This is a genomic window from Rhodococcus sp. 06-418-5, assembly GCF_002258285.1.
GTDB lineage: Bacteria > Actinomycetota > Actinomycetes > Mycobacteriales > Mycobacteriaceae > Rhodococcoides.
Genome location: NZ_NOYE01000031.1, coordinates 417,815 through 437,395, shown reverse-complemented (window position 1 = coordinate 437,395; position 19,581 = coordinate 417,815). Strand labels below are relative to the sequence as shown.

Sequence of the window (19,581 nt, the reverse complement as noted above, 5' to 3'; positions counted from 1 at the left end):
ACCACTGGGGTCTACTCAGCGCGAAGCCTGACGTACTGCTGTCACTGCGATTCTGGCCGCATGGCCGATGGACTGATCGACCAGCGGGAGGTTCAGGTCCATCCGCGCTGCCCTGGTGAACACCGACACCGCGACGGGCGTCTCGCCTGGAAACGACACCACGGCGACCTCGTTGCGAATGGGCCCGATGGTGCCGGTCTTGCCCGCGACCTGCACATCCGGGTACGGGATTCCGCTACGAATCCTGTGCGGCCATACCTGCTGAGACAGAACCTCCTTCATGTACCGGCACTGCGCCGGCGATGCCGCGGTGCCCAGCCAGACCGAGCGCAGAACGGTGTTGCTGTCACGGGGTGTGGTGCAGGAGGTGTACGCCGGATCGAAGCCCGAGCTGTCGACCACTGTGTAGTTGCTGGCCAGTAGACCCACCGCTTCGTCCGCGTTCAACCGGCCGGTATCACGGACGATCTGATCACCCAGTTGTTTCGTGCCACCCACGATGCGCGTGTGTTCGAGTCCGAGATCGTCGATCACTCGGGCAACTGCATCGAGCCCCACTGCGCCGAGAAGTGCGTCGGCAGCGGCGTTGTCGGAGACGGTGATCATCGAGCGTGCGATGTCACGCCAACTCATGGTCACCGGATCCGCGAAACTTGCGATACCCGTCGGCCCGGGACTGCACTGCGCCGGAACGAGTCGCACCGAATCGGTTGCAGTCAAGGATCCTTTGTCGAATGCGCGCGCCACGGCAACGAGCAGCACGATCTTCCACACCGACGCGGCGACGACGGGGTCGTCTCCCTCGTAGTCGACGACCGTGCCCGTGCCGTCGATCCGCTCGGCGCGCACCCAACCACGACAGCCTGCGTCGGCGAATACGGCGCGCAGCTGTTCGTCGGTCGTAGTCACTTGCCGGCCTGCAACAGGATTCGGTCGATGAGATTCACCAGAGACTCGGCCTCGTCGTTGCGGCGCACGATACGCACTCGCAGGGCAACGTCGTCGGAAGAGAGGTCGAGATGTTCGGTGCCAGGCAGTACTGGACTCGTGGCAGGTACGAGCCCGAAACATCGGCCTGACGCAACGCTGATCGTGACGGCGCGAAAGGTGTTCGCAACGAAAACCTCTGGATCGAGAGCCCGGCGCCGAAACGCATCGAGCAACAAGTCGTGTGCTGGTGGATTCGCAGCCCGCGGTGTGGTGGCGAAGACGAGGTCGGACAACATGGTCAGTCGCGGCCGCGCCGCTCGGGCCGACCTGTGACCGACTGGAACGCTGACCCGCCGGGGTAGCGCAATCACTGGTCCGGCCACCAGTCGATCGAGTACCACCGGGTGATCGATCACGGCAACATCGAGTTCGTGTGATCTCACACGATCCAGCAAGGACACTGCTCCGCCTGTCTCCACCCGCGCTTGGACTCCGACGGACGCGGCGATACGTGCGGCCAGTGCATCGTCCAGTTGGGGAATGAGGCCGATGCGGACCGTCTCGGACGCGGTGAGCGACTCCGCCGTGGTGGTCAATCGGCGTGCATCGTCGACGATCAAGCGAGCCCGTGGCAACAGTGCAGCCCCGTGTTCGGTGATGGCTGCACCGTCGGGTGTTCGCTCCACGAGTACGAGACCGAGGTGCTTCTCCAAGGTCTTGATCGCCCGAGACACGGGTGGCTGCGTCACCCCCAGAGTCGCAGCTGCGCGGCCGAAGTGGCGTTCCTCGGCGACGGCGACAAAATACTCGAGATGGCGAACAAGATCCATCGACCTATTGAAACACGTCCACCAGCCGCGATACCGAAGAGGAATGACGATGCCATGCCTCGGGACTTGGCCCGGAGGCAAGAGGGTGTGATCGCATGACCCCATGCGTACCTCGACATCCACTCGACTGATCATCGCGATCTCAGTGGCGGCGCTGACTGCCGGAGTTTCCTGTTCCTCGGCAGCCTCCACCGAACCGCCGCGATCCGACACGGGCAGTGCCCAGTCCACGAGCGAACAGCCCAGTGCCGAGCAGGCGTATCTCGAGCTCGAGGCCAGGGATACCGCGCGGCTCGGCGTCAGTGTGCTCGATCTCGAGACCGGTTCCACGCAGAGTTACCGCGGGGGCGAACGTTTCGCGTTCTGCTCCACCTTCAAGGTGTATGCCGTCGGTGCCGTACTCGCCGCCGTCGATGCAGGCAGGTTGCAGCTCACCGATACCCGAACGATCACCGCCGAGGACAAGGTGCCCGAATCCGCGGTCGATTGGGAGCCTGGCTCGGTCGTCACCATCGCAGACTTGGCAGTGGCCGCACTGACCAAGAGTGACAACACATCCGGCAATCTGCTGATTCGCGAGGCAGGCGGCACCGCGGCGCTCACCGACTTCGCACGATCACTCGGTGACACCGAGTTTCGCCTCGACCGCATCGAGCCGGAATTGAACACGGCGATCCCGGGTGATCCACGGGACACCACAACACCCGACTCGCTGGCCGCCGGCTACCGAACCCTGCTCGACGGCGACGTTCTGACCGAGGCCTCGCGCAAGCAGCTGCTCGAGTGGATGGGCGACACCGAGACGTCCGCCGCCCGGTTCCGGGCGGGCATTGCGCCACAATGGACTTCGGCCGACAAGACCGGCACCGGAAGCTACGGCGTATCCAACGACGCCGGACTGCTGCTCGGGCCGGACGGGCAGAGGATCCTGCTGGTCGTGCTCAGTGCGACGACGTCGGGGGTGGAAGACTCGCCTGCCATGAATCCCTTGGTGGCTGACGCGACCAGAGCAGCCGTGCAACAGGTGGAGTGAATCAGCTTGCTGCGCGTCGAACGGCGTCGACCAACGGAACGAGATCCGGCTCGTCGGATGCGTCGTCGAGAGCCTCGCGCAACGCCGCGTCGTTGGTCGGCCGCGCGGCCTCGAGCAGGGCCAGGCCTTCTTCGCTGACGTCGGTGTAGATGCCGCGTCGATCGGTGGGGCACAGGTATCGCGTGAGCAGCCCTCGGTCCTCGAGGCGAGTGACCAGGCGAGTCGTGGCGCTCTGGCTCAGTACGACGGCATCGGCCACCTGCTTCATCTGAAGGTGGCCGCCGACCCCGTCGTGCTGCCTGCCCAGGACGTCGAGCAGCCAGTACTCACGCGCGCTGAGATTGTGGTTGGTCTGTAGCGCACGCTCGATGCGGCTCTCGATACGTCCGTGCAGGACGGAAAGCGCAAGCCAATTCTGCGCAAGGGCAGTCAGGGCGGGGTCGTGTGCGCTCATGTGTCGTGCCTCTCGGTACCTGTACTCGTGACCACCCACCATACCGCGCCGGCAATTAACGGCGCGTGCAAGTACTGGGCTAGGAGAGGGAACTGCGCGCGACGATGCGTCGAGCATGCGCCAGCACCGGGGCATCGACCATCCGGCCGCGGAAGGTGAAGACACCGCGATTGCGGGAGACGGCGTCGAGCACGGCGGTGGCCCAGTCGAGTTCCTCGGCAGTGGGTGCATAGGCCTCGCGAATGACCGGGATGTGGCTCGGGTGAATGGCCACCTTGCCGTCGAAGCCGACGGCCACGGCGTCGTCGGCCTCCGCGCGCACCCCGTCGAGGTCGGGGATGTCGAGGAACACCGAATCGAGCGCGAACACCCCGCGTGCCTTCGCGGCCAGTAGCGTCTGCGACCGAACATGCTGTGCCACATCGCGGTACGAGCCGTCGGCCTGCCTGCTCGAGTTACCGCCCATGGCGGCCACCAGATCCTCGGCACCCCACATGGCACCGATCGCATTATCGGCAGCGAGGGCGTCGAACACCGTCATCGCACCGAGCGGGGACTCGATGAGCGCGACGACATTCAGCGGAGCCAGGGCCGCGATCTGTTCGGCCGATTCACATTTGGGGAGCATGACGGTCGTGTATCCGGTGCGCGTCAGCGCCTCGAGGTCCGCAGCCTGTTCGTCGGTGCCGTATGCGTTGACTCGAACGATAGTGCGCGACGGGTCCAGTGGGGTAGTGGCCACGGACTCACGAGCACCCGCTTTGTCCGCTGCACCGACGGCATCCTCCAGATCGAGAATGACCACATCTGCTCGCGCTGCGGCCTTCTCGTAGCGCTCGGGACGGTCGGCCGGGCAGAACAGCCACGCCGGCCCCGGCGGAACCCAACTCACGACGCGTCCTCCGGTGGTTGCATGCGGACGAGCGTCTTGCGCACCGCCACTGCGACGATGTCCCCGTGCTGATTACGGCCGGTGTGCGTGAACGTCACGATGCCCTCGCCGGGTCGGGACTTCGAATCGCGTTTGTCCGAGATCACGGTCTCGGCGTACAGGGTGTCGCCGTGGAACAGTGGTTTGGGAAACGACACCTCCGAGAAGCCGAGGTTCGCCACGATGGTGCCCTGGGTCAACTGCGTCACCGACAGTCCGACAAGGGTGGAGACGGTGAACATCGAATTCACCAGACGCTGGCCGAACGCTGTCGTCTCGCTGTAGGCGGCGTCGAGGTGCAGGGCCTGAGTGTTCATCGTCTGCGTCGTGAACAGGGTGTTGTCGGCCTCGGTAATGGTGCGGCCCGGCCGGTGCTCGTAGACGGTGCCGAGCTCCATCTCGTCGAACCACAGGCCGCGCTGGCGAATCCGCTTGTCGCTCAAAGTCCCAGGCTCCGGGCGATCAGCATCAGCTGCACCTCGGTTGTGCCCTCACCGATTTCGAGGATCTTGCTGTCGCGGTAGTGACGGGCGACGACGTATTCGTTCATGAAACCGTAGCCGCCGTGGATCTGCGTGGCGTCGCGCGCGTTGTCCATGGCCGCTTCGGAGGCGACGAGCTTGGCGATGGATGCGGCCTTCTTGAACGGCTTGCCCGCCAACATCAGTGCTGCCGCGTCGTAGTACGCGGTGCGCGCGGTGTGGGCGCGTGCCTCCATGCGCGCGATCTTGAACGAGATCGCCTGATTGCGCGCGATCGGAGCGCCGAACGCCTCACGTTCCTTGGCGTACTTCACGCTCTCGTCGACGCAACCCTGCGCGGCACCGACCGATACCGCGGCGATCGCGATGCGACCCTCGTCGAGGATGTGCAGGAAGTTCGCGTACCCGCGACCTTCCTGCCCGAGCAGGTTCTCCTGGGGTACGCGCACATCGGTGAAGCTGAGCGGATGCGTGTCGGAGGCGTTCCAGCCGACCTTGTTGTATGCCGCTTCGGCGACGAACCCGGGGGTGTTCGTGGGAACGAGGATCGACGAGATCTGCTTGCGTCCGGTCGCCTCGTCGACGCCGGTCACCGCGGTGACGGTGACGAGCTCGGTGATATCGGTGCCGGAGTTGGTGATGAATTGCTTGCTGCCGTTGATGATCCAGTCGCCGCCGTCACGCTTGGCGGTGGTCTTGGTGCCGCCCGCGTCGCTGCCGGCACCCGGCTCGGTCAGACCGAACGCGGCCAAGGCCTTGCCTGCGGTGAGCTTGGGCAGCCACTGCTCCTTCTGCGCGTCGTTGCCGAAGCGGTACACCGGCATGGCACCGAGCGAGACGCCGGCTTCGAGCGTCATCGCGACGCTCTGGTCGACCTTGCCGAGCTCCTCGAGGGCCAGGCAGAGGGCGAAGTAGTCGCCGCCCATTCCGCCGTACTCCTCGGGAAACGGCAGACCGAACAGGCCCATCTCGGCCATCCCGGTGACGACCTCGTACGGGAACGAGTGCTCGGCATCGTGTTTCGCCGAGACCGGGGCCACGACCGTCCGGGTGAAGTCGGCGACGGACTTCACCAGTTGCTGGTACTCGTCGGGCAGATTCGCGGATGACAGGTGATCGGTCATGGCTGGTCCTCTTCGGTGGGTGTGGGAACGATTCGGGCGAGGATCTGATCGACGCGGACCTGATCGCCCACTGCGACAGTGAGTTCGACCGTGCCGTCGATCGGGGTGGTCAGAGTGTGTTCCATCTTCATCGCCTCGACGACGACCACGGCGGTGCCCGCGGTGACCGCACTGCCGGTGGTCGTTCCGATCGCGATGATCGAACCCGGCATCGGCGAGAGGATTTCGGCGTCACCGGAGTGCGCATCGTCCTCGCGGACGCTCGCCTCGGCAATCCGATCGATGCGCCAGGTGCCGCGAGAACTGGAAATCCAGGTGGCCGAGCCGCTTCGGGCGAAGGTCATCGACTCGCGTAGACCGTCGATCACCAGATTCACGGAATCCTCGGTGGCCGTTGCCCGGAGGGTGCGCGGCAATCCGTCGTCGACGACGACCGTCGCCGCGTCGAGTGATCCGGCGATGGACACGTGCGCCGTCCGACCTCCGGACGCGACGCGACGGTGGAACGAAGCCTTCGCGCCGACTCTCCAACCCGATGGTGTTGCCCAGATATCCTGTCCCGCAGCCTGCCACGCGTCGAGCCACTGCACGGCGGTGGCGGCGATCAGCGCCTCGTCGGTCGCCTCGGCCGCTGCGAAGTCCTCGACGCGACGGTCGAGCAGTCCGGTATCGAGATTGCCGGCACGAACATCGTTGTCGGCGAGCAGGAACCGGGCGAACTCGATATTGGTGACGACGCCGAGTACCGCGGTGTCGGCCAGTGCACGATCGAGGCTGCGCAGTGCGGTTGCTCGATTGGGTCCGTGAGCGATGACCTTCGAGAGCATGGGGTCGTAGTTGCTACCCACCTCCGTGCCGACGGCAAGACCGGAGTCGACTCGAATCCCCGGCGCCGACGGCTCGCGCAGTCCGACAACGGTGCCGCCGGTGGGGAGGAATCCGCGGCCGGGATCCTCGGCGTAGACGCGGGCCTCGATCGCATGTCCGGTGAGCGTGATGTCGTCCTGCGCGAGAGTCAGGGGCTCGCCCGATGCCACCCGCACCTGCCATTCGACCAGGTCGAGGCCGGTGACCATCTCGGTGACCGGGTGCTCGACCTGCAGGCGAGTGTTCATCTCCATGAAGAAGAACTCGTCGGGGCGGTCGGCCGAGACGATGAATTCGACTGTGCCGGCACCGGAGTAGTCGACACTGCGGGCGGTGTTGCAGGCCGCCTCACCGATGCGTGCACGGGCTGCTTCGTCGAGCAAGGGGGACGGTGCCTCCTCGATGACCTTCTGGTGCCTGCGCTGCAGGCTGCATTCGCGTTCGCCGAGGTGGATGACGTTGCCGTGTTCGTCGGCGAGAATCTGCACCTCGATGTGCCGGGGCCGCAACACGAATCGCTCGAGGAAGAGGGTGTCGTCGCCGAACGACGACGCCGCTTCCCGGCGGGCGCTGGTCAATGCGGCGGGTAGGTCCTCGGCACGCTCGACCAGACGCATACCCTTTCCGCCGCCTCCTGCGGAGGGTTTGACCAGCACCGGGAATCCGACGTCGGGAGCGCCGGCGATGAGGTCGGCGTCGGTGAGGCCGGGACGGGAGATACCGGGGACGACGGGGACCCCGAAGGCGCTGACCGCGGCCTTGGCGGCGATCTTGTCGCCCATCACTTCGATGGCTTTCGCCGGCGGCCCCAGAAAGGCGATTCCGGCTTCGGCACAGGCGGATGCGAACTCGGAGTTCTCGGAGAGAAATCCGTATCCCGGATGAATGCCCTGCGCTCCTGTGGCTTTCGCGGCCGCGATCACCTTGGCGATGTCGAGGTAGCTCTCGCGAGCGTTGGCGGGACCGAGGCGTACCGCGGTATCGGCCTCGTGGACGTGGCGGGCGTCGACGTCGGCGTCGCTGTAGACGGCAACGGTGCGAATCCCCATGCGGCGCAGCGTTCGCGCCACCCGCACGGCGATCTCGCCGCGATTGGCGATCAGAACGGTGTCTATCGTGGTCATGTCCGTCACATCCTGAAAACGCCGTAGGAGACCGGCTCGAGCGGTGCATTGGCGCACGCTGCGAGAGCCAGTCCGAGTACCTGCCTGGTATCGGCCGGGTCGATGATGCCGTCGTCCCACAGGCGGGCCGTCGAATAGTAGGGGTTGCCCTGGCTCTCGTACTGCTCGCGTATCGGAGCCTTGAACGATTCCTGGTCCTCGTCGCTCCACGGTTTTCCCGCCGCATCGAGTTGTTCGCTGCGCACCGTCGCGAGCACCGACGCCGCCTGCTCGCCGCCCATCACCGAGATTCGCGCGTTGGGCCACATGAACAGGAAGCGCGGTGAATACGCTCTGCCGCACATCGAGTAGTTCCCTGCACCGTAGGAACCGCCGATGACGACGGTGATCTTGGGGACGCGGGCACACGCCACCGCGGTGACCATCTTTGCGCCGTGTTTTGCGATGCCGCCTGCCTCGTAGTCGCGGCCGACCATGAAGCCCGAGATGTTCTGCAGGAAGACGAGCGGGATACTGCGCTTGTCGCACAGTTCGATGAAATGTGCGCCCTTCATGGCAGATTCGGCGAACAGCACACCGTTGTTGGCGATGATGCCGACGGGATGACCGTGAAGGTGGGCGAACCCGGTGACGAGTGTCTTGCCGTATTCGGCCTTGAACTCGTCGAATTCGCCGCCGTCGACCACCCTGGTGATCACCTCACGCACGTCGTACGGCGTGCGAGGATCGGTGGGTACGACGTCGTAGAGCTCGGTCTGGTCGGCTACCGGGTCACGCGTCGTGACGACGTCCCACGGCCGTGGAGTGCGGGGCCCCAGCGTCGACACGATTCGGCGGACCCGGTGTAGTGCGTCTCGATCGTCCTCGGCGAGATGGTCGGTGACGCCGGAGATCTTCGAATGCAGATCACCACCGCCGAGTTCTTCTGCGGTGACGACCTCGCCGGTCGCGGCCTTCACCAGTGGCGGGCCGCCGAGGAAGATGGTGCCCTGGTTCTTGACGATGATGGCTTCGTCGCTCATCGCAGGCACGTAGGCGCCGCCTGCAGTGCACGAACCCATGACCGCGGCGATCTGCGCAATTCCCTTGGCGCTCATGGTCGCCTGATTGAAGAAGATGCGGCCGAAGTGGTCGCGGTCGGGAAAGACTTCGTCCTGTCGCGGGAGAAATGCGCCGCCCGAGTCGACGAGGTAGATGCACGGCAGGGTGTTCTGCAGTGCGATCTCCTGTGCGCGCAGATGCTTCTTGACCGTCATCGGGTAGTACGTGCCGCCCTTGACGGTGGCGTCGTTGGCGACGATCACGCATTCGCGACCGGAAACGCGTCCGATGCCGGCGATCACTCCTGCGCCGGGGCACTCGTCGTCGTAGAGACCGTTGGCAGCCAGTGGTGCGATCTCCAAGAACGGGCTGCCTGGATCGAGCAACTCGTCGACGCGGTCGCGGGGGAGCAGTTTGCCGCGCTCGATGTGTCGTTCCCGGGATTTTTCGCTACCGCCGAGCGCCGCCGCGGCGAGCCGCTCGGCCAGCTCACTGGTGAGCAGCTCGTGATCTGCCCGGTTGGCAGCAATATCGATTGCCATGAGGTGCACGCCTTAGGGGTTGGACGCCGGTGTCACAGGAGTTCAGTTAATGGTTGATAACTGACATCATAGTAAACTACGATTAACCGAGAGTCCAGGGTCGAGGGGGAGTCAGTGCAGGAGTTGGAGGCGAAGCCCACCACGGTGCGTGAGCAGCGCAAGGCCGAGCGTCGGCAGCAGTTGCTCGACGCCGCGGCGTCACTGTTCGCCGAACGCGGATTCACCTCGGTGCGCCTCGAGGATCTGGGCGCGGCAGTCGGTGTCAGCGGACCCGCCGTCTACCGTCACTTCCCGAACAAGGAGGCCGTGCTCGTCGAGCTGATGGTCGGGATCTCGGGGTATCTGCTCGACGGTGGCCGTGCGGTGGTCGATCGTGGTGGGGCTGCCGTGGACGCGTTGTCCGCGTTGGTCGAGTTCCACCTCGACTTCGCCTTCGACACACCGGCCTTCATCAGAATCCAGGATCGCGACCTGCAGAGTCTGCCCGAGGGTGCTCGACGCAAGGTACGCCGGATGCAGCGCGAGTACGTCGAACTGTGGGTCGAGGTCCTGTGCGCCGTCGACCCGACGTCGAACGAAGCCGACGCTCGCACAGCGGCACACGGCGTGTTCGGTCTGATCAATTCGACGCCTTACAGCGCGGGACGCAGTCCGTCACGTACTGCCAGGCCCGTCTTGCGAGCAATGGCGCTGAGGGCGTTGGGGCTTCCTGCCTGACGCACCGACCTGAGTGTCCACAATGTGCCCACACGATCGCGATCCCGCTTTCGGATCCGAATTGTGGACGCCGAGCGCACCTACACCGACGCGCGCTCGGATTCGTCCGCCTGCTGTGGGGTGGGCTCGGGCGAACGCGCGCGACGGGATCCGATCACTCCGGCGGCGACGGCACCGACGAGACAGGCTCCACCGACCGCGTATCCCAGGAGTGGTCCGCGAGACGTCAACCAGGCCAGGCTGTTCGCAGCGTCGCGTGCGGAGTTCACCTGCTCCAGGCGACCCGTCTCGTCCAGAGCGAGTGACGCCTTGAAGATGGTGACCTCGGGGACCTGCGGATCTCTCGCGAAGTACTGGTACGGGGTTTCTCTGCCCCACACCAGGCTTCCGCTTCTGGGTTCGACGTAGATGTCGCGAACGTTGGAGTACCACCGCTTCATCGTGATCGGTTCGTCCCCGTCGCCCAGTCCCCACTTCGATGCCGGGAGGGTCACCGAGTTGATCGGTGACTGCGTCGTGGTCGACAGGTCGGCTTCGGTCACGATCGATCGGAAGTGATAGATCGGCAGACCTTCCATGGTGATCTCCTCGACGAAGTTCGCCTCGAAGCTCGTCCACGCCGTCGAGTCGTAGACCGTGTACGTGATCGGCTGGGTATCGAAAGGGAATCGATGCTGTAATCCAGTGCGCGGCAGCGGAATAGCAGGTGAGTCGACGGTGGTCTGCAATGATCCCGCCGGCTCGACGGGTAGGCCGGTGCGTCGGTCGCTGGTCACTCGATCCACCGAGGCGGTCAGCAGGCCTTCATCGCCGTCGCGGTCGGCGCGTCGCACCGTGGCTCCGACCTGGAAGGTGACGCGGTCTGCGTCGGAGGGATCCTCCACGGTGATGTACCGCTGGAGAACGAGGGGAACATCGGTTGCGATCGACAAGGGCCCCGGGCCGGCGATCGTCTTCGAGTCGAGGACCTCGCCGCCCGCTCCATCTGCCGTGGTGGCCACTGTGGTGGCGGCGATGTCGAGGGGAGTGACCGCCAGACGGTCGTACACGAGGGTGGGCAGAAGAAGCGCAACGACGATCGCGAAGGATCCCAGACCTGCGAGCAGGCACATCGCGATTCTCACCCGTGACATGAACTTCGTCCCCACTGTTTTCGACTTCGGCCACCTCATCCTGCCGTGACGAAAGCGTCGAATGTCCGCTTCCGCGTTGTGACCTGTCAGCACGTTCGAGGGAAATGACAGAGACATCAACCGGTGTTGAGATTGTGCCCGGCGGTGCACACTGGTTTCGAACGACGCTGAATCGAGGGACGACGCATGGCGACCGGTATCGATCCAGGCCCAGTGGTCGATCGCGGCAGCCGTTGGCGAACCATCGGGACGCTGCGGTCCGGGCCCGGGTCTGCTCTTCTTCCCTTCGGCTGGGGACCGGCAATCGTGTTGGTCCTCGTGGCCTTCGTGGACCGGATCGAATTCAGCCTCGTTGCCGCCGTTCTCCCTCAGCTTCAGGCCGAATGGGGTTTCGGCGACGCGGTGGCGGGATCGCTGCCCAGTGCATCCGCGATCGCCGCGGGCGTTCTGGCGATACCGGCTGCGTATGTCGCCGATCGTCACGATCGCGGCAGGATCGTGACATGGGTGGTCGTTCTGTGGTCTCTGGCGACGCTGGGTTCCGCGCTTGCGCCCACGTTCCTGATCTTCTACCTCGTGCGGGTCGGTCTTGCCGCCGCGGAGGCGGTGGACAACCCGGCGAGCGCGAGCCTGCTTGCCGACTTCTACCCGTCCGCAACACGATCCACCGCGTTCGGTTGGTGGCGAACCTCGGCGTATCTGGGCGGTGCCGGCATCGTTCTGGGTGGTGTGCTGGCGGACTGGCTGGGCTGGCGCGGGGCGTTCATGGTCATGACGATCCCGGGACTGCTTGTCGCAGTGCTCGTCTCACGTCTGAAGGAACCGGAACGCGGATACGCCGACAGGTTGGCGGCCCGCGCGGACCCGAGCGTGGAGGCTCCCACGCCGTCCGGCCCGCTTGCCGCCCAGCTCCGCCGACTGCTGCCCATCCGAACGCTGTGGTTCACCGGTGCGGCTCTGACGGTCATGAGCTTGTCGATCGGTGGCCTGACCTTCTGGCTTCCGAGTCTGCTGCACCGCCGGTACGGCCTGTCCGAATCGGCAGCCGCGACGGCGGGCGGTGGAATGACGCTTGTAGGAATCGTTCTCGGCACGCTCGTCGCGGCGATGGCAACCCGAAGGGCCGTGATCGGGACCAGCCTCGCCCAGTGGCGAGTAGTGCTGGGTGGTGGCGGAATTCTCCTCGGCAGTGTGTTCATGTCGATTGCGCTCGGCATGAACGCCACGGTGGTGTTCGTCGTACTTCTCACCGTCTTCGCCTTCTTCTCGGCTTTTGCCCTCCCCACGCTCACCGCATGTGTCGCCGACGTGGTCCCGGCCCGGGATCGGGGTCTGGGATTCGGCATGCTTCAGATCGCCGCGACCGCGGGCGGTGCCGTCGGGCCGCTTCTGGTCGGCGTGGTGTCCGACGCGGCCGATTCACTCACCGTCGGCCTGGTTCCGCTGCTACCGCTGTTGGCCGTCGGCGGGATCTTGGCCCTCCTTGCCTACTGGTCCGTCGAACCCGATGCGCGACGCGTCCTGGCCGCGGCCGCGCAGGAAGAGTAATTCGTTGTCGTCGGCCACAATGTCTCCATGACGATTGAGCTTTCGCGCGCCGAGGTCGGCCGACGGCAGAGTCGATTCACTCTCGACGAGATTCCCCGCCTGTTGGCGATGGCCGGCTTCGTAGCCGCTCTGCACGTGATCGGATGGGGGTTGTTCACGCACTACGACTCCATTCCGAGCATCCACGGACTCACCGGGGCCGACGGCACCCTCGTGTACGCCGGAGCAGGCGTGTTGGCGTACACACTCGGGCTCAGGCACGCCTTCGACGCCGATCACATCGCGGCCATCGACGACACCACCCGCTTTCTGCTGCAGAAGGGCAAGCGGCCGTTGGCCGTCGGGCTCTTCTTCTCACTCGGTCATTCGACGGTCGTGTTCGTCTTCGTCGCCGCTATCGCCTTCGTCGCTTCCCAGGCCACGGCGTTCCAGGACGCATTCGCCGGAGTCGGCGGCATCATCGGCACGCTCGTGTCCGGAACGTTCCTGTATCTCATCGCGGCGTTGAACATCGCCGTGCTCGCGGGAATCGTCGGAGTCTGGCGACGCGCGAAACGAGGTGAGTTCACCGAAGCCGGCCTCGACGAGTTGCTGGCCAAGCGTGGGCTGATGAATCGACTGTTCCGCGGCCGCTACGACAAGCTGATCAACCACTCGTGGCAGATGTACCCGCTGGGTCTGCTGTTCGGGCTGGGATTCGACACCGCCACTCAGGTCGGTCTGCTTGCGATCGCAGGCACGACGGCCATGGCAGGCGGACTTCCGCCGATGGCGATCATCGCGCTGCCGGTTCTGTTCGCCGCGGGCATGACCACGATGGACACCATCGACGGCATCTTCATGTCCAAGGCGTACGGATGGGCGTTCGTGACGCCGGTGCGCAAGATCTACTACAACATGACGATGACGGGACTGTCCGTCTTCGTGGCATTGGTGATCGGCACGGTGCAGTTGTTGTCGCTGCTCGCCGAGCAGTTCGAGCTGACCGGCGGCCTGTGGGACGCGCTGGCCGTCATCGATCTCAATCTGGCCGGCCAACTCGTCGTCGGCACGTTCTTCGTCGTGTGGATCGGTGCGGTCGTGTATTACAAGGTGGCGCGCATCGACGAACGCGGTGGCTTCGCGCACTCGAACGGAATGGAGACCCAGTGACCTCTCGTCGTCGGATCGGTGCTCTCGCAGTTGCCGCGACTGTCGCGTCGAGCATGGTGACGGTGCTGCTGGCCGCACCTGCTTCCGCAGCACCGGCGATCACTCAGGAGATCGGCGACGTCGTCTCCACTCGTGATCTGCCGCGGGAACTGTGGGTTCCCGGCGCGGCCTCGGCCGAAGTGCTCACCTACGTCACCACCGACACGTTCGGCGACAAAGCGCTGAGCACAGGCACCGTCTTCCTGCCGCCCGGCACGCCGCCCGCGGGTGGTTGGCCGGTGATTTCGTGGGCCCACGGCACATCCGGTCTTGGGGATTCGTGTGCGCCGTCGATGATCGGTCCGGCGTACGCCGAGCGCGATCTGCCGTACCTGGGAAACTGGCTCGCGCAGGGTTACGCCATCGTGGCCAGCGACTATGCCGGCCTCGGAACACCCGGCTTGCCGACGTATCTCGACGGTCGAACCACGGCACACAACGTCGTGGACATGGTCAAGGCGGGCCGCAACCACAGCGAGGCCCTGTCGCGATCCTGGGTGGCCGTCGGCCAATCGCAGGGCGGCGGAGCAGCGATCTACACCGCGCGGTACGCAACGGAATTCGGCGGCCCCGAGCTCGACTACCGAGGGGCGGTCGGCACCGGAACTCCCGCGTACATCGAGAAATTGGTCTCGATCGGTGGACCGGGTGTTCCGCCGGTGGAGCTACCGTCGGGACTGACCGCCTACGTCGCGTACATCGGCGCATCACTGCGCTACGCGCATCCCGAGCTCGGACTGGACAACATCCTGACCCCGCTCGGACAGAAGTACGCAGACCTGGCCGAGACGGAGTGCGTATCGGACTTCGAGGAACAACTCGACGGTGTGACGATCGGCGACTTCTTCACCGCGCCACTGACGAGCCTGCCCGATTTCACGGCCGTGCTCGACGATTACATGGCGATGCCCGAAACAGGATTCGACAAGCCCTTCTTCATGGGAAACGGTCTCCAGGACATCGACGTTCCGTTTCCGACCACCGCGGCCTATGTCGCGCGTCTGACCGCCAACGGTCAGCCGGTGACGTTCCGGGCCTACAACACCGACCACAGTGGAGCCCTCGTCCAGTCACAGGCCGACACGATCCCGTTCGTCGCAGGACTGCTTCGCTAGCCGACCGGGCGTTTGCCGGGCAATCCGTATGCGCGGGCCGTGAACTTCTCGAGCACGGTGCGTGGTAGCAACCGCTTGGCGAGAAACACTGCGGGCGCATTGCTGCCGACGGCGTAGATCGGGAGGGTCTTCTTGTCCTCGACCGCTCTCAGCACGGTCTTCGCGACCGTTTCGGCCGTGATGCCCTGTGCCTCCTTGGCGTCGAGCTTCGCGATCACCGTGGTGAAATCGCGTAGGTAGGGCGAATGCGGTCCGCAGTACTTGGTGCGACGGGCGGACAGGCCGGTGGCGATCGAGCCGGGTTCGACTGTGGTGATGTCGATTCCGTACGGTTCGAGCTCGAACCGTGCCGCCGTGCTGAAGCCCTTGATCGCGGCCTTGGTTGCGGCGTACGAGGAACGGTAGGCCAGGGGGAAGCTCGCGAGCATCGAGCCGATGTTGACGATTCTGCCGCGGCCGCGCTCACGCATGGCCGGCAATACGGCCTGGGTCAACTCGATCGCGCCGAACACGTTGAGCTGAAACAACCGAGTGATCGCCTCGATGGGGAGTTCTTCGAGTGGGCCGCACTGGCTTTCGCCTGCGTTGTTGATCAGCACATCGATCGGGGAGTCGCCGAGTTCGTCCACGAACGCACGGATCGATTGCGGATCCGTCAGGTCCAGATCGCGGTAGTCGACGCCCGGGATCGGGGCGGCCACCTTCGAGCTGTTACGGCTGGTGCCGATGACGTGATAGCCGCGGGCGATGAGAGTTTCGGCGACGGCCTCGCCGATTCCCGACGTCGCTCCGGTGACAAGTGCAGTGTTCATCTACGCCTCTTTGTTGCTGTGCGGGTAGGTCTCGGCTTCGTCGCAACGTGTGCCGGGCAGTCTTGCCGACGAAAAGCGGTGGTCGGTACCTTGGTGTGCAGGGAAGGTACCGAGGTGCCCGACGCCATGACGGTGCGGTCCGGTCGGACTATGGCAGCGACAGCATGCCCGCTGCGCAGCCAGGCCCCGAGATCCGACGACGCCGCCACCTCGACGACGACGGCTCCGCGACGTTCGACCTCTCGACGGTGCCCGATGGACAAGGGCGTCGACGAGACGAACAGGAATTGGCTGGGCGCGAGGTCGTCCAGGCGCATTCCATTGTCCAATGTGCTGTTGGGGCAGAGCTTTCCGGCCAGAGTGCGAACCGGCACGGGCGAACGCAACACGTACTGCGATCGGCCGAGTGACGGCGTGGTGCTGGCGGTGACCTTCGCGCCGATGAACGGCAGATACCCCAGAGCGGGTGCGATGTTCGTGCGCATGATGCCGGTGAGTCGGCTGCCGCCGGTCATGGCCCATCCGATCGCGACCGCCAACTCGATCATCTGCTTGGCGTGCGTCTTTCGTTCCGTCTCGTAGCTGTCGAGCGAGGTTTCCTTCAGATGCCCGTCGAGCACGCCGACGATCTTCCAGACCAGGTTGCGCGCATCTCGGAGCCCAGCGCCCATCCCCTGCCCGATGAAGGGCGGCGTCAGATGCGCGGAATCGCCCAGGAGGAAAACCCGGCGATCACGCCACCGGTCGGCCACCTGTGCCCGAAAGGTGTACTCGGCGCAGCGAATCAGCTCCATCTCGGGCTCGTCCACAGACTCCAGCCACGGCGCGATCAGTGGACCGATCGACGCCAGGTCGGTGAAGGCGTCCATGGTCTCGTCGTCGTGCAGACGGAATTCCCAGCGATAGCGGGTCGGGCCGATGCGCATGTAGGTCGCCGATCGCTCGGAATCGCATACCTGGTGCACGCCGTCCCACTGATCGAGGTCCGCATCGGTGGCGATGTCGACCACCAACCATCGCTGTGCGAAGCCGAGATCGTGCATCTTCGAACCGATGGAGGCTCGAACGATGCTGTTGGCCCCGTCGCAGCCGAGTACGTAGTCGGCGGTCACCCAGTGTGGGGTCCCGTCCACGGTCGAGTCGTACCGGACCCGCACCGAATTCTTCAGATTCTGGACGTCGGTGATCTCGCAATTGCCGCGCATCTCCACGCACTCGAATTGTGAGATGTGTTTGCGCATCAGCTGTTCGAGATCGGGCTGATCGAACATGTTGGCCTGCGGATACCCGTGCGGTCGATCGTCGGGATCCCGCTCGAACTCGGCAAGCGTGCGGATCTGCTTGTCGCACAATCGCAGTCCGCGACCGGGGCGCGAGATTCCCGCGAAGTCATCGGCCAGGCCGATATCGCCGAGAATGCGGAACACCTCGTCGTCGAGATGGACCGCGCGAGGCTGTGGGTAGACGTCCTCCCACCTGTCCAACACGAGGCAGGGCACGCCGTACCGACCCAGCAGCAACGCAGCGGTCATGCCCGTCGGACCGGCGCCGACGATCACCACGGGAAAGTGGCGACCGTCGGACGTGTTTTCGGTCATCGGTAGGAGACCCGGGTGCGCTGGACTCCCAGATCGAGGGCTCCGTCGGGAGTGGAGCACGTCAGTTCGAGCACGTCACCGTCCTTCAGAAACGCCGGATTCTTGGCCTGCTTCTTGAAGAAGACCTTCCACTTGACCGACGGCGGAACCAGCGATCCGATCATTTCGATCGGCTTGGCGGGGGCCTTCAGTGCGGTGCCCCCCGGCGTACCGGTGAGCAGTAGATCGCCCGGATCGATCCGCTGAAACTTGCTCAGCGCCTTCAGTGATTCGACCGGACGGTAGATCATGTCGGCGACCGTACTGTCCTGTCGGACCGAGCCGTTGACGCGCAAGGTCAATGCGAGGTCTCCGAACCGGTCGAACTCGCCGGCCTCGAGCAGTACGAGGCGCGGCCCGACCGGCGTGAAGGTGGGGTACGACTTGCCCTCGTAGAACTGAGTTTTGGGCAACTGGACATCGCGCGCCGAGACGTCGTTGGTGATCACGAGCCCGGCCACGTACTCGGCCACGTTGGACGCGTCGATCTTGGTGCCGACGGTGAGGGTCTTGCCGAAGACCAAGCCGATCTCGATCTCGTAGTCCAGCAGTTTGACGTGCGCGGGCTTGATCACGTCGTCGGTGGGTCCACTGATGGAGCCCGAGGTCTTGCGGAAGAACGTCAGCGGCACCGTCTCGGGGTTCATTCCCGAGTCCTTCACATGCGAGACGAAGTTCGTCATGTTCGCCATGATTCGGCAGGGCGCGGTGACCGGCGAGATCGGCGACAATGTCTCCACGGCAACGACATCGGTGGACTCGCGCGCCGACTCGATGGCCGCTCGATCGGCGAGTAGCTCGGCGGTGGTGGTGGCCGAGGTGTCGATTCGGGACGCCCCGGCCGGGGTCTCCACCCACCAGGCGTCGGCGGTGCGCAGTACAGCGATGCTCATGAGGAAGCCACTTTCATCAGGCCGCGAAGGCGTTCGGTGTCGAATTCGTTGTCGGTGCGTAGCGAGGAGATGATCGATTTGAGCTCGTGCAGAGACGCTTTGCTCGGCGCGATCCCGAGGAAGTCCTTGGACGCAGGCGGCCCCCACTGAGCCAGGCCGGATGCGGTCATCGGTGCCCAGCCGGGCTCGAGGGAGCTGTCGAACATATCGCCGTCGCTGAAATGTTCCACCAGGAAACCGTCGGGATCCCGCCAGTAGTCGAAGATCTGGCTGCCCTGGATGTGCCTGCCGATACCCCACGAATGCCGGTACCCGCGCTGGGTCAGGTACTCCCCGCCCGCGGCGATGGCATCGAGATCCGACACCTGGTAGGCCGAGTGTACGTACCGGTTGGACGGACCGAGAGTCATTGCGAGAGTGTGATGATCGGCCGGAGTGTTGCCACGATCGCAGCGGATGAAGCTCATCACCGGACCGCGATCACGCTGGCCGTCGTAGTAGAGGAAGTCGCTGACGATCAGTCCGAGATGATGTAGGTACCAGTTCAGGTTCTCGAGGTAGCCGGTGCGCTGGAGCACCACGTGTCCCAGACGTTGGACTCGGGCGGGCTGACGCGGAGGCCGCTGCGTCGCATTGAGTCGGTAGCGCGGGTCGCCGAAGTTGTAGGTGTGCGCTGGCTGGCCGGGCAGCTCGGGATGCTCGGTGTACCCGGACACCACCTGGACGGGTTGTCCACCCGGGTCGGTGAGATTCACGGCGACACCGCCGAGTGTGTCGGGTAGTCGTTGGACGCGCTGCCCGGTGGCCTCGGCCAGCCTCATCAGGTCGGCATCGTCCGCGGCGGCGAAGGCTGCGCCCACGAAGCGTGTTCGCTTGCCGCGACGGATGATCACGCACGGTGCGCCGACGTGCGTACCTCGCAGATGGATCTCCTCCGGAGTGCGAAGCGAGACGGTGAAACCGAAGGCCACGGCGAACGCCTCGGCCTTGGTCAGATCCGGCTTGCGAAACTCCAACCACGCGATGTCCCGAACCTTGATGATGGGATCCTTCGCGCGACCGGGGTGCTCGCCGGTGAGCGCGCCTTGGTCCACGTGCATGTCCTTGTGGCCGTCGACGTCCTGTGCCATTGAGCCTCCCTCGTTGGTGACAATATCGTCACCTATGACAGTGCCGT

At 65.0% G+C, this 19,581-nt stretch carries 18 protein-coding genes; 5 read left to right on the top strand and 13 right to left on the bottom strand.

All coding sequences use genetic code 11. The features are described 5' to 3' along the window. Window positions 1-15: 15 nt before the first annotated feature. Together CH274_RS23410 and CH274_RS23405 are read right to left on the bottom strand one after the other, a co-directional pair. The gene (locus CH274_RS23410) at window positions 16-909 is read right to left on the bottom strand and encodes a serine hydrolase (RefSeq protein WP_179275816.1); all 894 of its coding nucleotides are present in this window, start codon (window positions 907-909) and stop codon (window positions 16-18) included. Next, window positions 906-1,760, bottom strand: a complete 855-nt coding sequence (locus CH274_RS23405; RefSeq protein WP_179275831.1) for a LysR family transcriptional regulator — start codon at window positions 1,758-1,760, stop codon at window positions 906-908. The genes CH274_RS23410 and CH274_RS23405 overlap by 4 nt, the downstream gene beginning before the upstream one ends. A gap of 103 nt (window positions 1,761-1,863) precedes the next feature. Here CH274_RS23405 and bla point away from each other — a divergent pair, with 103 nt between their 5' ends. Further along, window positions 1,864-2,793, top strand: coding sequence for a class A beta-lactamase (bla, locus tag CH274_RS23395; RefSeq protein WP_094659064.1), 930 nt, complete (start codon window positions 1,864-1,866; stop codon window positions 2,791-2,793). 1 nt (window position 2,794) lies between these two features. On the opposite strand, the gene CH274_RS23390 is transcribed toward bla, so the two are convergent. From CH274_RS23390 to CH274_RS23365, 6 genes are all read right to left on the bottom strand, one after another. After that, entirely contained in the window at window positions 2,795-3,247 is a 453-nt protein-coding gene (locus CH274_RS23390; RefSeq protein WP_045198085.1) for a MarR family winged helix-turn-helix transcriptional regulator, read from the bottom strand. A 79-nt stretch (window positions 3,248-3,326) separates the two neighbouring features. Further along, a complete protein-coding gene (locus CH274_RS23385) occupies window positions 3,327-4,139 on the bottom strand; it encodes an HpcH/HpaI aldolase/citrate lyase family protein (protein WP_094659063.1) in 813 nt (270 codons plus the stop codon). Then, the gene (locus tag CH274_RS23380; protein WP_373453942.1) at window positions 4,136-4,621 is read right to left on the bottom strand and encodes a MaoC family dehydratase; all 486 of its coding nucleotides are present in this window, start codon (window positions 4,619-4,621) and stop codon (window positions 4,136-4,138) included. Before CH274_RS23380 ends, CH274_RS23385 begins: the two co-directional genes overlap by 4 nt. Then, the gene (locus tag CH274_RS23375; protein ID WP_094631921.1) at window positions 4,618-5,784 is read right to left on the bottom strand and encodes an acyl-CoA dehydrogenase family protein; all 1,167 of its coding nucleotides are present in this window, start codon (window positions 5,782-5,784) and stop codon (window positions 4,618-4,620) included. The genes CH274_RS23380 and CH274_RS23375 overlap by 4 nt, the downstream gene beginning before the upstream one ends. After that, window positions 5,781-7,775, bottom strand: coding sequence for an acetyl/propionyl/methylcrotonyl-CoA carboxylase subunit alpha (locus tag CH274_RS23370; RefSeq protein WP_094659169.1), 1,995 nt, complete (start codon window positions 7,773-7,775; stop codon window positions 5,781-5,783). Before CH274_RS23370 ends, CH274_RS23375 begins: the two co-directional genes overlap by 4 nt. A 5-nt stretch (window positions 7,776-7,780) precedes the next feature. Continuing rightward, window positions 7,781-9,358 carry a carboxyl transferase domain-containing protein gene (locus CH274_RS23365; protein ID WP_094659062.1) on the bottom strand — a complete coding sequence of 526 codons (1,578 nt, stop codon included), beginning with the start codon at window positions 9,356-9,358 and terminating at the stop codon, window positions 7,781-7,783. Window positions 9,359-9,472: 114 nt separating this feature from the next. Between CH274_RS23365 and CH274_RS23360 the strand changes: the two genes are divergently transcribed. Then, window positions 9,473-10,075, top strand: a complete 603-nt coding sequence (locus tag CH274_RS23360; RefSeq protein WP_094646502.1) for an SACE_7040 family transcriptional regulator — start codon at window positions 9,473-9,475, stop codon at window positions 10,073-10,075. 80 nt (window positions 10,076-10,155) lie between these two features. On the opposite strand, the gene CH274_RS23355 is transcribed toward CH274_RS23360, so the two are convergent. Continuing rightward, on the bottom strand, window positions 10,156-11,208 hold the full coding sequence (locus CH274_RS23355) for a DUF3068 domain-containing protein (protein WP_179275830.1): 1,053 nt from the start codon (window positions 11,206-11,208) through the stop codon (window positions 10,156-10,158). A gap of 186 nt (window positions 11,209-11,394) precedes the next feature. Here CH274_RS23355 and CH274_RS23350 point away from each other — a divergent pair, with 186 nt between their 5' ends. The 3 genes from CH274_RS23350 to CH274_RS23340 are packed head-to-tail and all read left to right on the top strand — an operon-like array spanning window position 11,395 to window position 15,062. Further along, window positions 11,395-12,756 carry an MFS transporter gene (locus CH274_RS23350; protein ID WP_094659060.1) on the top strand — a complete coding sequence of 454 codons (1,362 nt, stop codon included), beginning with the start codon at window positions 11,395-11,397 and terminating at the stop codon, window positions 12,754-12,756. 27 nt (window positions 12,757-12,783) lie between these two features. After that, on the top strand, window positions 12,784-13,908 hold the full coding sequence (locus CH274_RS23345) for a HoxN/HupN/NixA family nickel/cobalt transporter (RefSeq protein WP_082073880.1): 1,125 nt from the start codon (window positions 12,784-12,786) through the stop codon (window positions 13,906-13,908). Window positions 13,909-13,961: 53 nt separating this feature from the next. Continuing rightward, window positions 13,962-15,062: an alpha/beta hydrolase family protein gene (locus CH274_RS23340; RefSeq protein ID WP_094659168.1), complete on the top strand. Its 1,101-nt coding sequence runs from the start codon at window positions 13,962-13,964 to the stop codon at window positions 15,060-15,062. On the opposite strand, the gene CH274_RS23335 is transcribed toward CH274_RS23340, so the two are convergent. Genes CH274_RS23335 through CH274_RS23320 form a run of 4 tightly spaced genes read right to left on the bottom strand, consistent with a single transcriptional unit; the run spans window position 15,059 to window position 19,534 of the window. Then, window positions 15,059-15,874, bottom strand: coding sequence for an SDR family oxidoreductase (locus tag CH274_RS23335; RefSeq protein WP_094631926.1), 816 nt, complete (start codon window positions 15,872-15,874; stop codon window positions 15,059-15,061). The two genes, CH274_RS23340 and CH274_RS23335, sit on opposite strands and share 4 nt — an antisense overlap. Beyond that, window positions 15,871-17,472, bottom strand: coding sequence for a bifunctional 3-(3-hydroxy-phenyl)propionate/3-hydroxycinnamic acid hydroxylase MhpA (gene mhpA / locus CH274_RS23330; protein WP_094659059.1), 1,602 nt, complete (start codon window positions 17,470-17,472; stop codon window positions 15,871-15,873). Before mhpA ends, CH274_RS23335 begins: the two co-directional genes overlap by 4 nt. Further along, window positions 17,469-18,404, bottom strand: a complete 936-nt coding sequence (locus tag CH274_RS23325; protein ID WP_032395480.1) for a fumarylacetoacetate hydrolase family protein — start codon at window positions 18,402-18,404, stop codon at window positions 17,469-17,471. Before CH274_RS23325 ends, mhpA begins: the two co-directional genes overlap by 4 nt. Then, the gene (locus CH274_RS23320) at window positions 18,401-19,534 is read right to left on the bottom strand and encodes a VOC family protein (protein WP_032395479.1); all 1,134 of its coding nucleotides are present in this window, start codon (window positions 19,532-19,534) and stop codon (window positions 18,401-18,403) included. Before CH274_RS23320 ends, CH274_RS23325 begins: the two co-directional genes overlap by 4 nt. Window positions 19,535-19,581: the final 47 nt, after the last annotated feature.

Coding starts and splice junctions, on each gene's coding strand:
- CH274_RS23320 (WP_032395479.1), bottom strand. CDS start 19,534: ATGGCACAGGACGTCGACGGCCACAAGGACATGCACGTGGACCAAGGC.
- bla (WP_094659064.1), top strand. CDS start 1,864: ATGCGTACCTCGACATCCACTCGACTGATCATCGCGATCTCAGTGGCG.
- mhpA (WP_094659059.1), bottom strand. CDS start 17,472: ATGACCGAAAACACGTCCGACGGTCGCCACTTTCCCGTGGTGATCGTC.
- CH274_RS23335 (WP_094631926.1), bottom strand. CDS start 15,874: ATGAACACTGCACTTGTCACCGGAGCGACGTCGGGAATCGGCGAGGCC.
- CH274_RS23340 (WP_094659168.1), top strand. CDS start 13,962: ATGGTGACGGTGCTGCTGGCCGCACCTGCTTCCGCAGCACCGGCGATC.
- CH274_RS23390 (WP_045198085.1), bottom strand. CDS start 3,247: ATGAGCGCACACGACCCCGCCCTGACTGCCCTTGCGCAGAATTGGCTT.
- CH274_RS23405 (WP_179275831.1), bottom strand. CDS start 1,760: ATGGATCTTGTTCGCCATCTCGAGTATTTTGTCGCCGTCGCCGAGGAA.
- CH274_RS23325 (WP_032395480.1), bottom strand. CDS start 18,404: ATGAGCATCGCTGTACTGCGCACCGCCGACGCCTGGTGGGTGGAGACC.
- CH274_RS23350 (WP_094659060.1), top strand. CDS start 11,395: ATGGCGACCGGTATCGATCCAGGCCCAGTGGTCGATCGCGGCAGCCGT.
- CH274_RS23375 (WP_094631921.1), bottom strand. CDS start 5,784: ATGACCGATCACCTGTCATCCGCGAATCTGCCCGACGAGTACCAGCAA.
- CH274_RS23365 (WP_094659062.1), bottom strand. CDS start 9,358: ATGGCAATCGATATTGCTGCCAACCGGGCAGATCACGAGCTGCTCACC.
- CH274_RS23370 (WP_094659169.1), bottom strand. CDS start 7,775: ATGACCACGATAGACACCGTTCTGATCGCCAATCGCGGCGAGATCGCC.
- CH274_RS23355 (WP_179275830.1), bottom strand. CDS start 11,208: ATGTCACGGGTGAGAATCGCGATGTGCCTGCTCGCAGGTCTGGGATCC.
- CH274_RS23345 (WP_082073880.1), top strand. CDS start 12,784: ATGACGATTGAGCTTTCGCGCGCCGAGGTCGGCCGACGGCAGAGTCGA.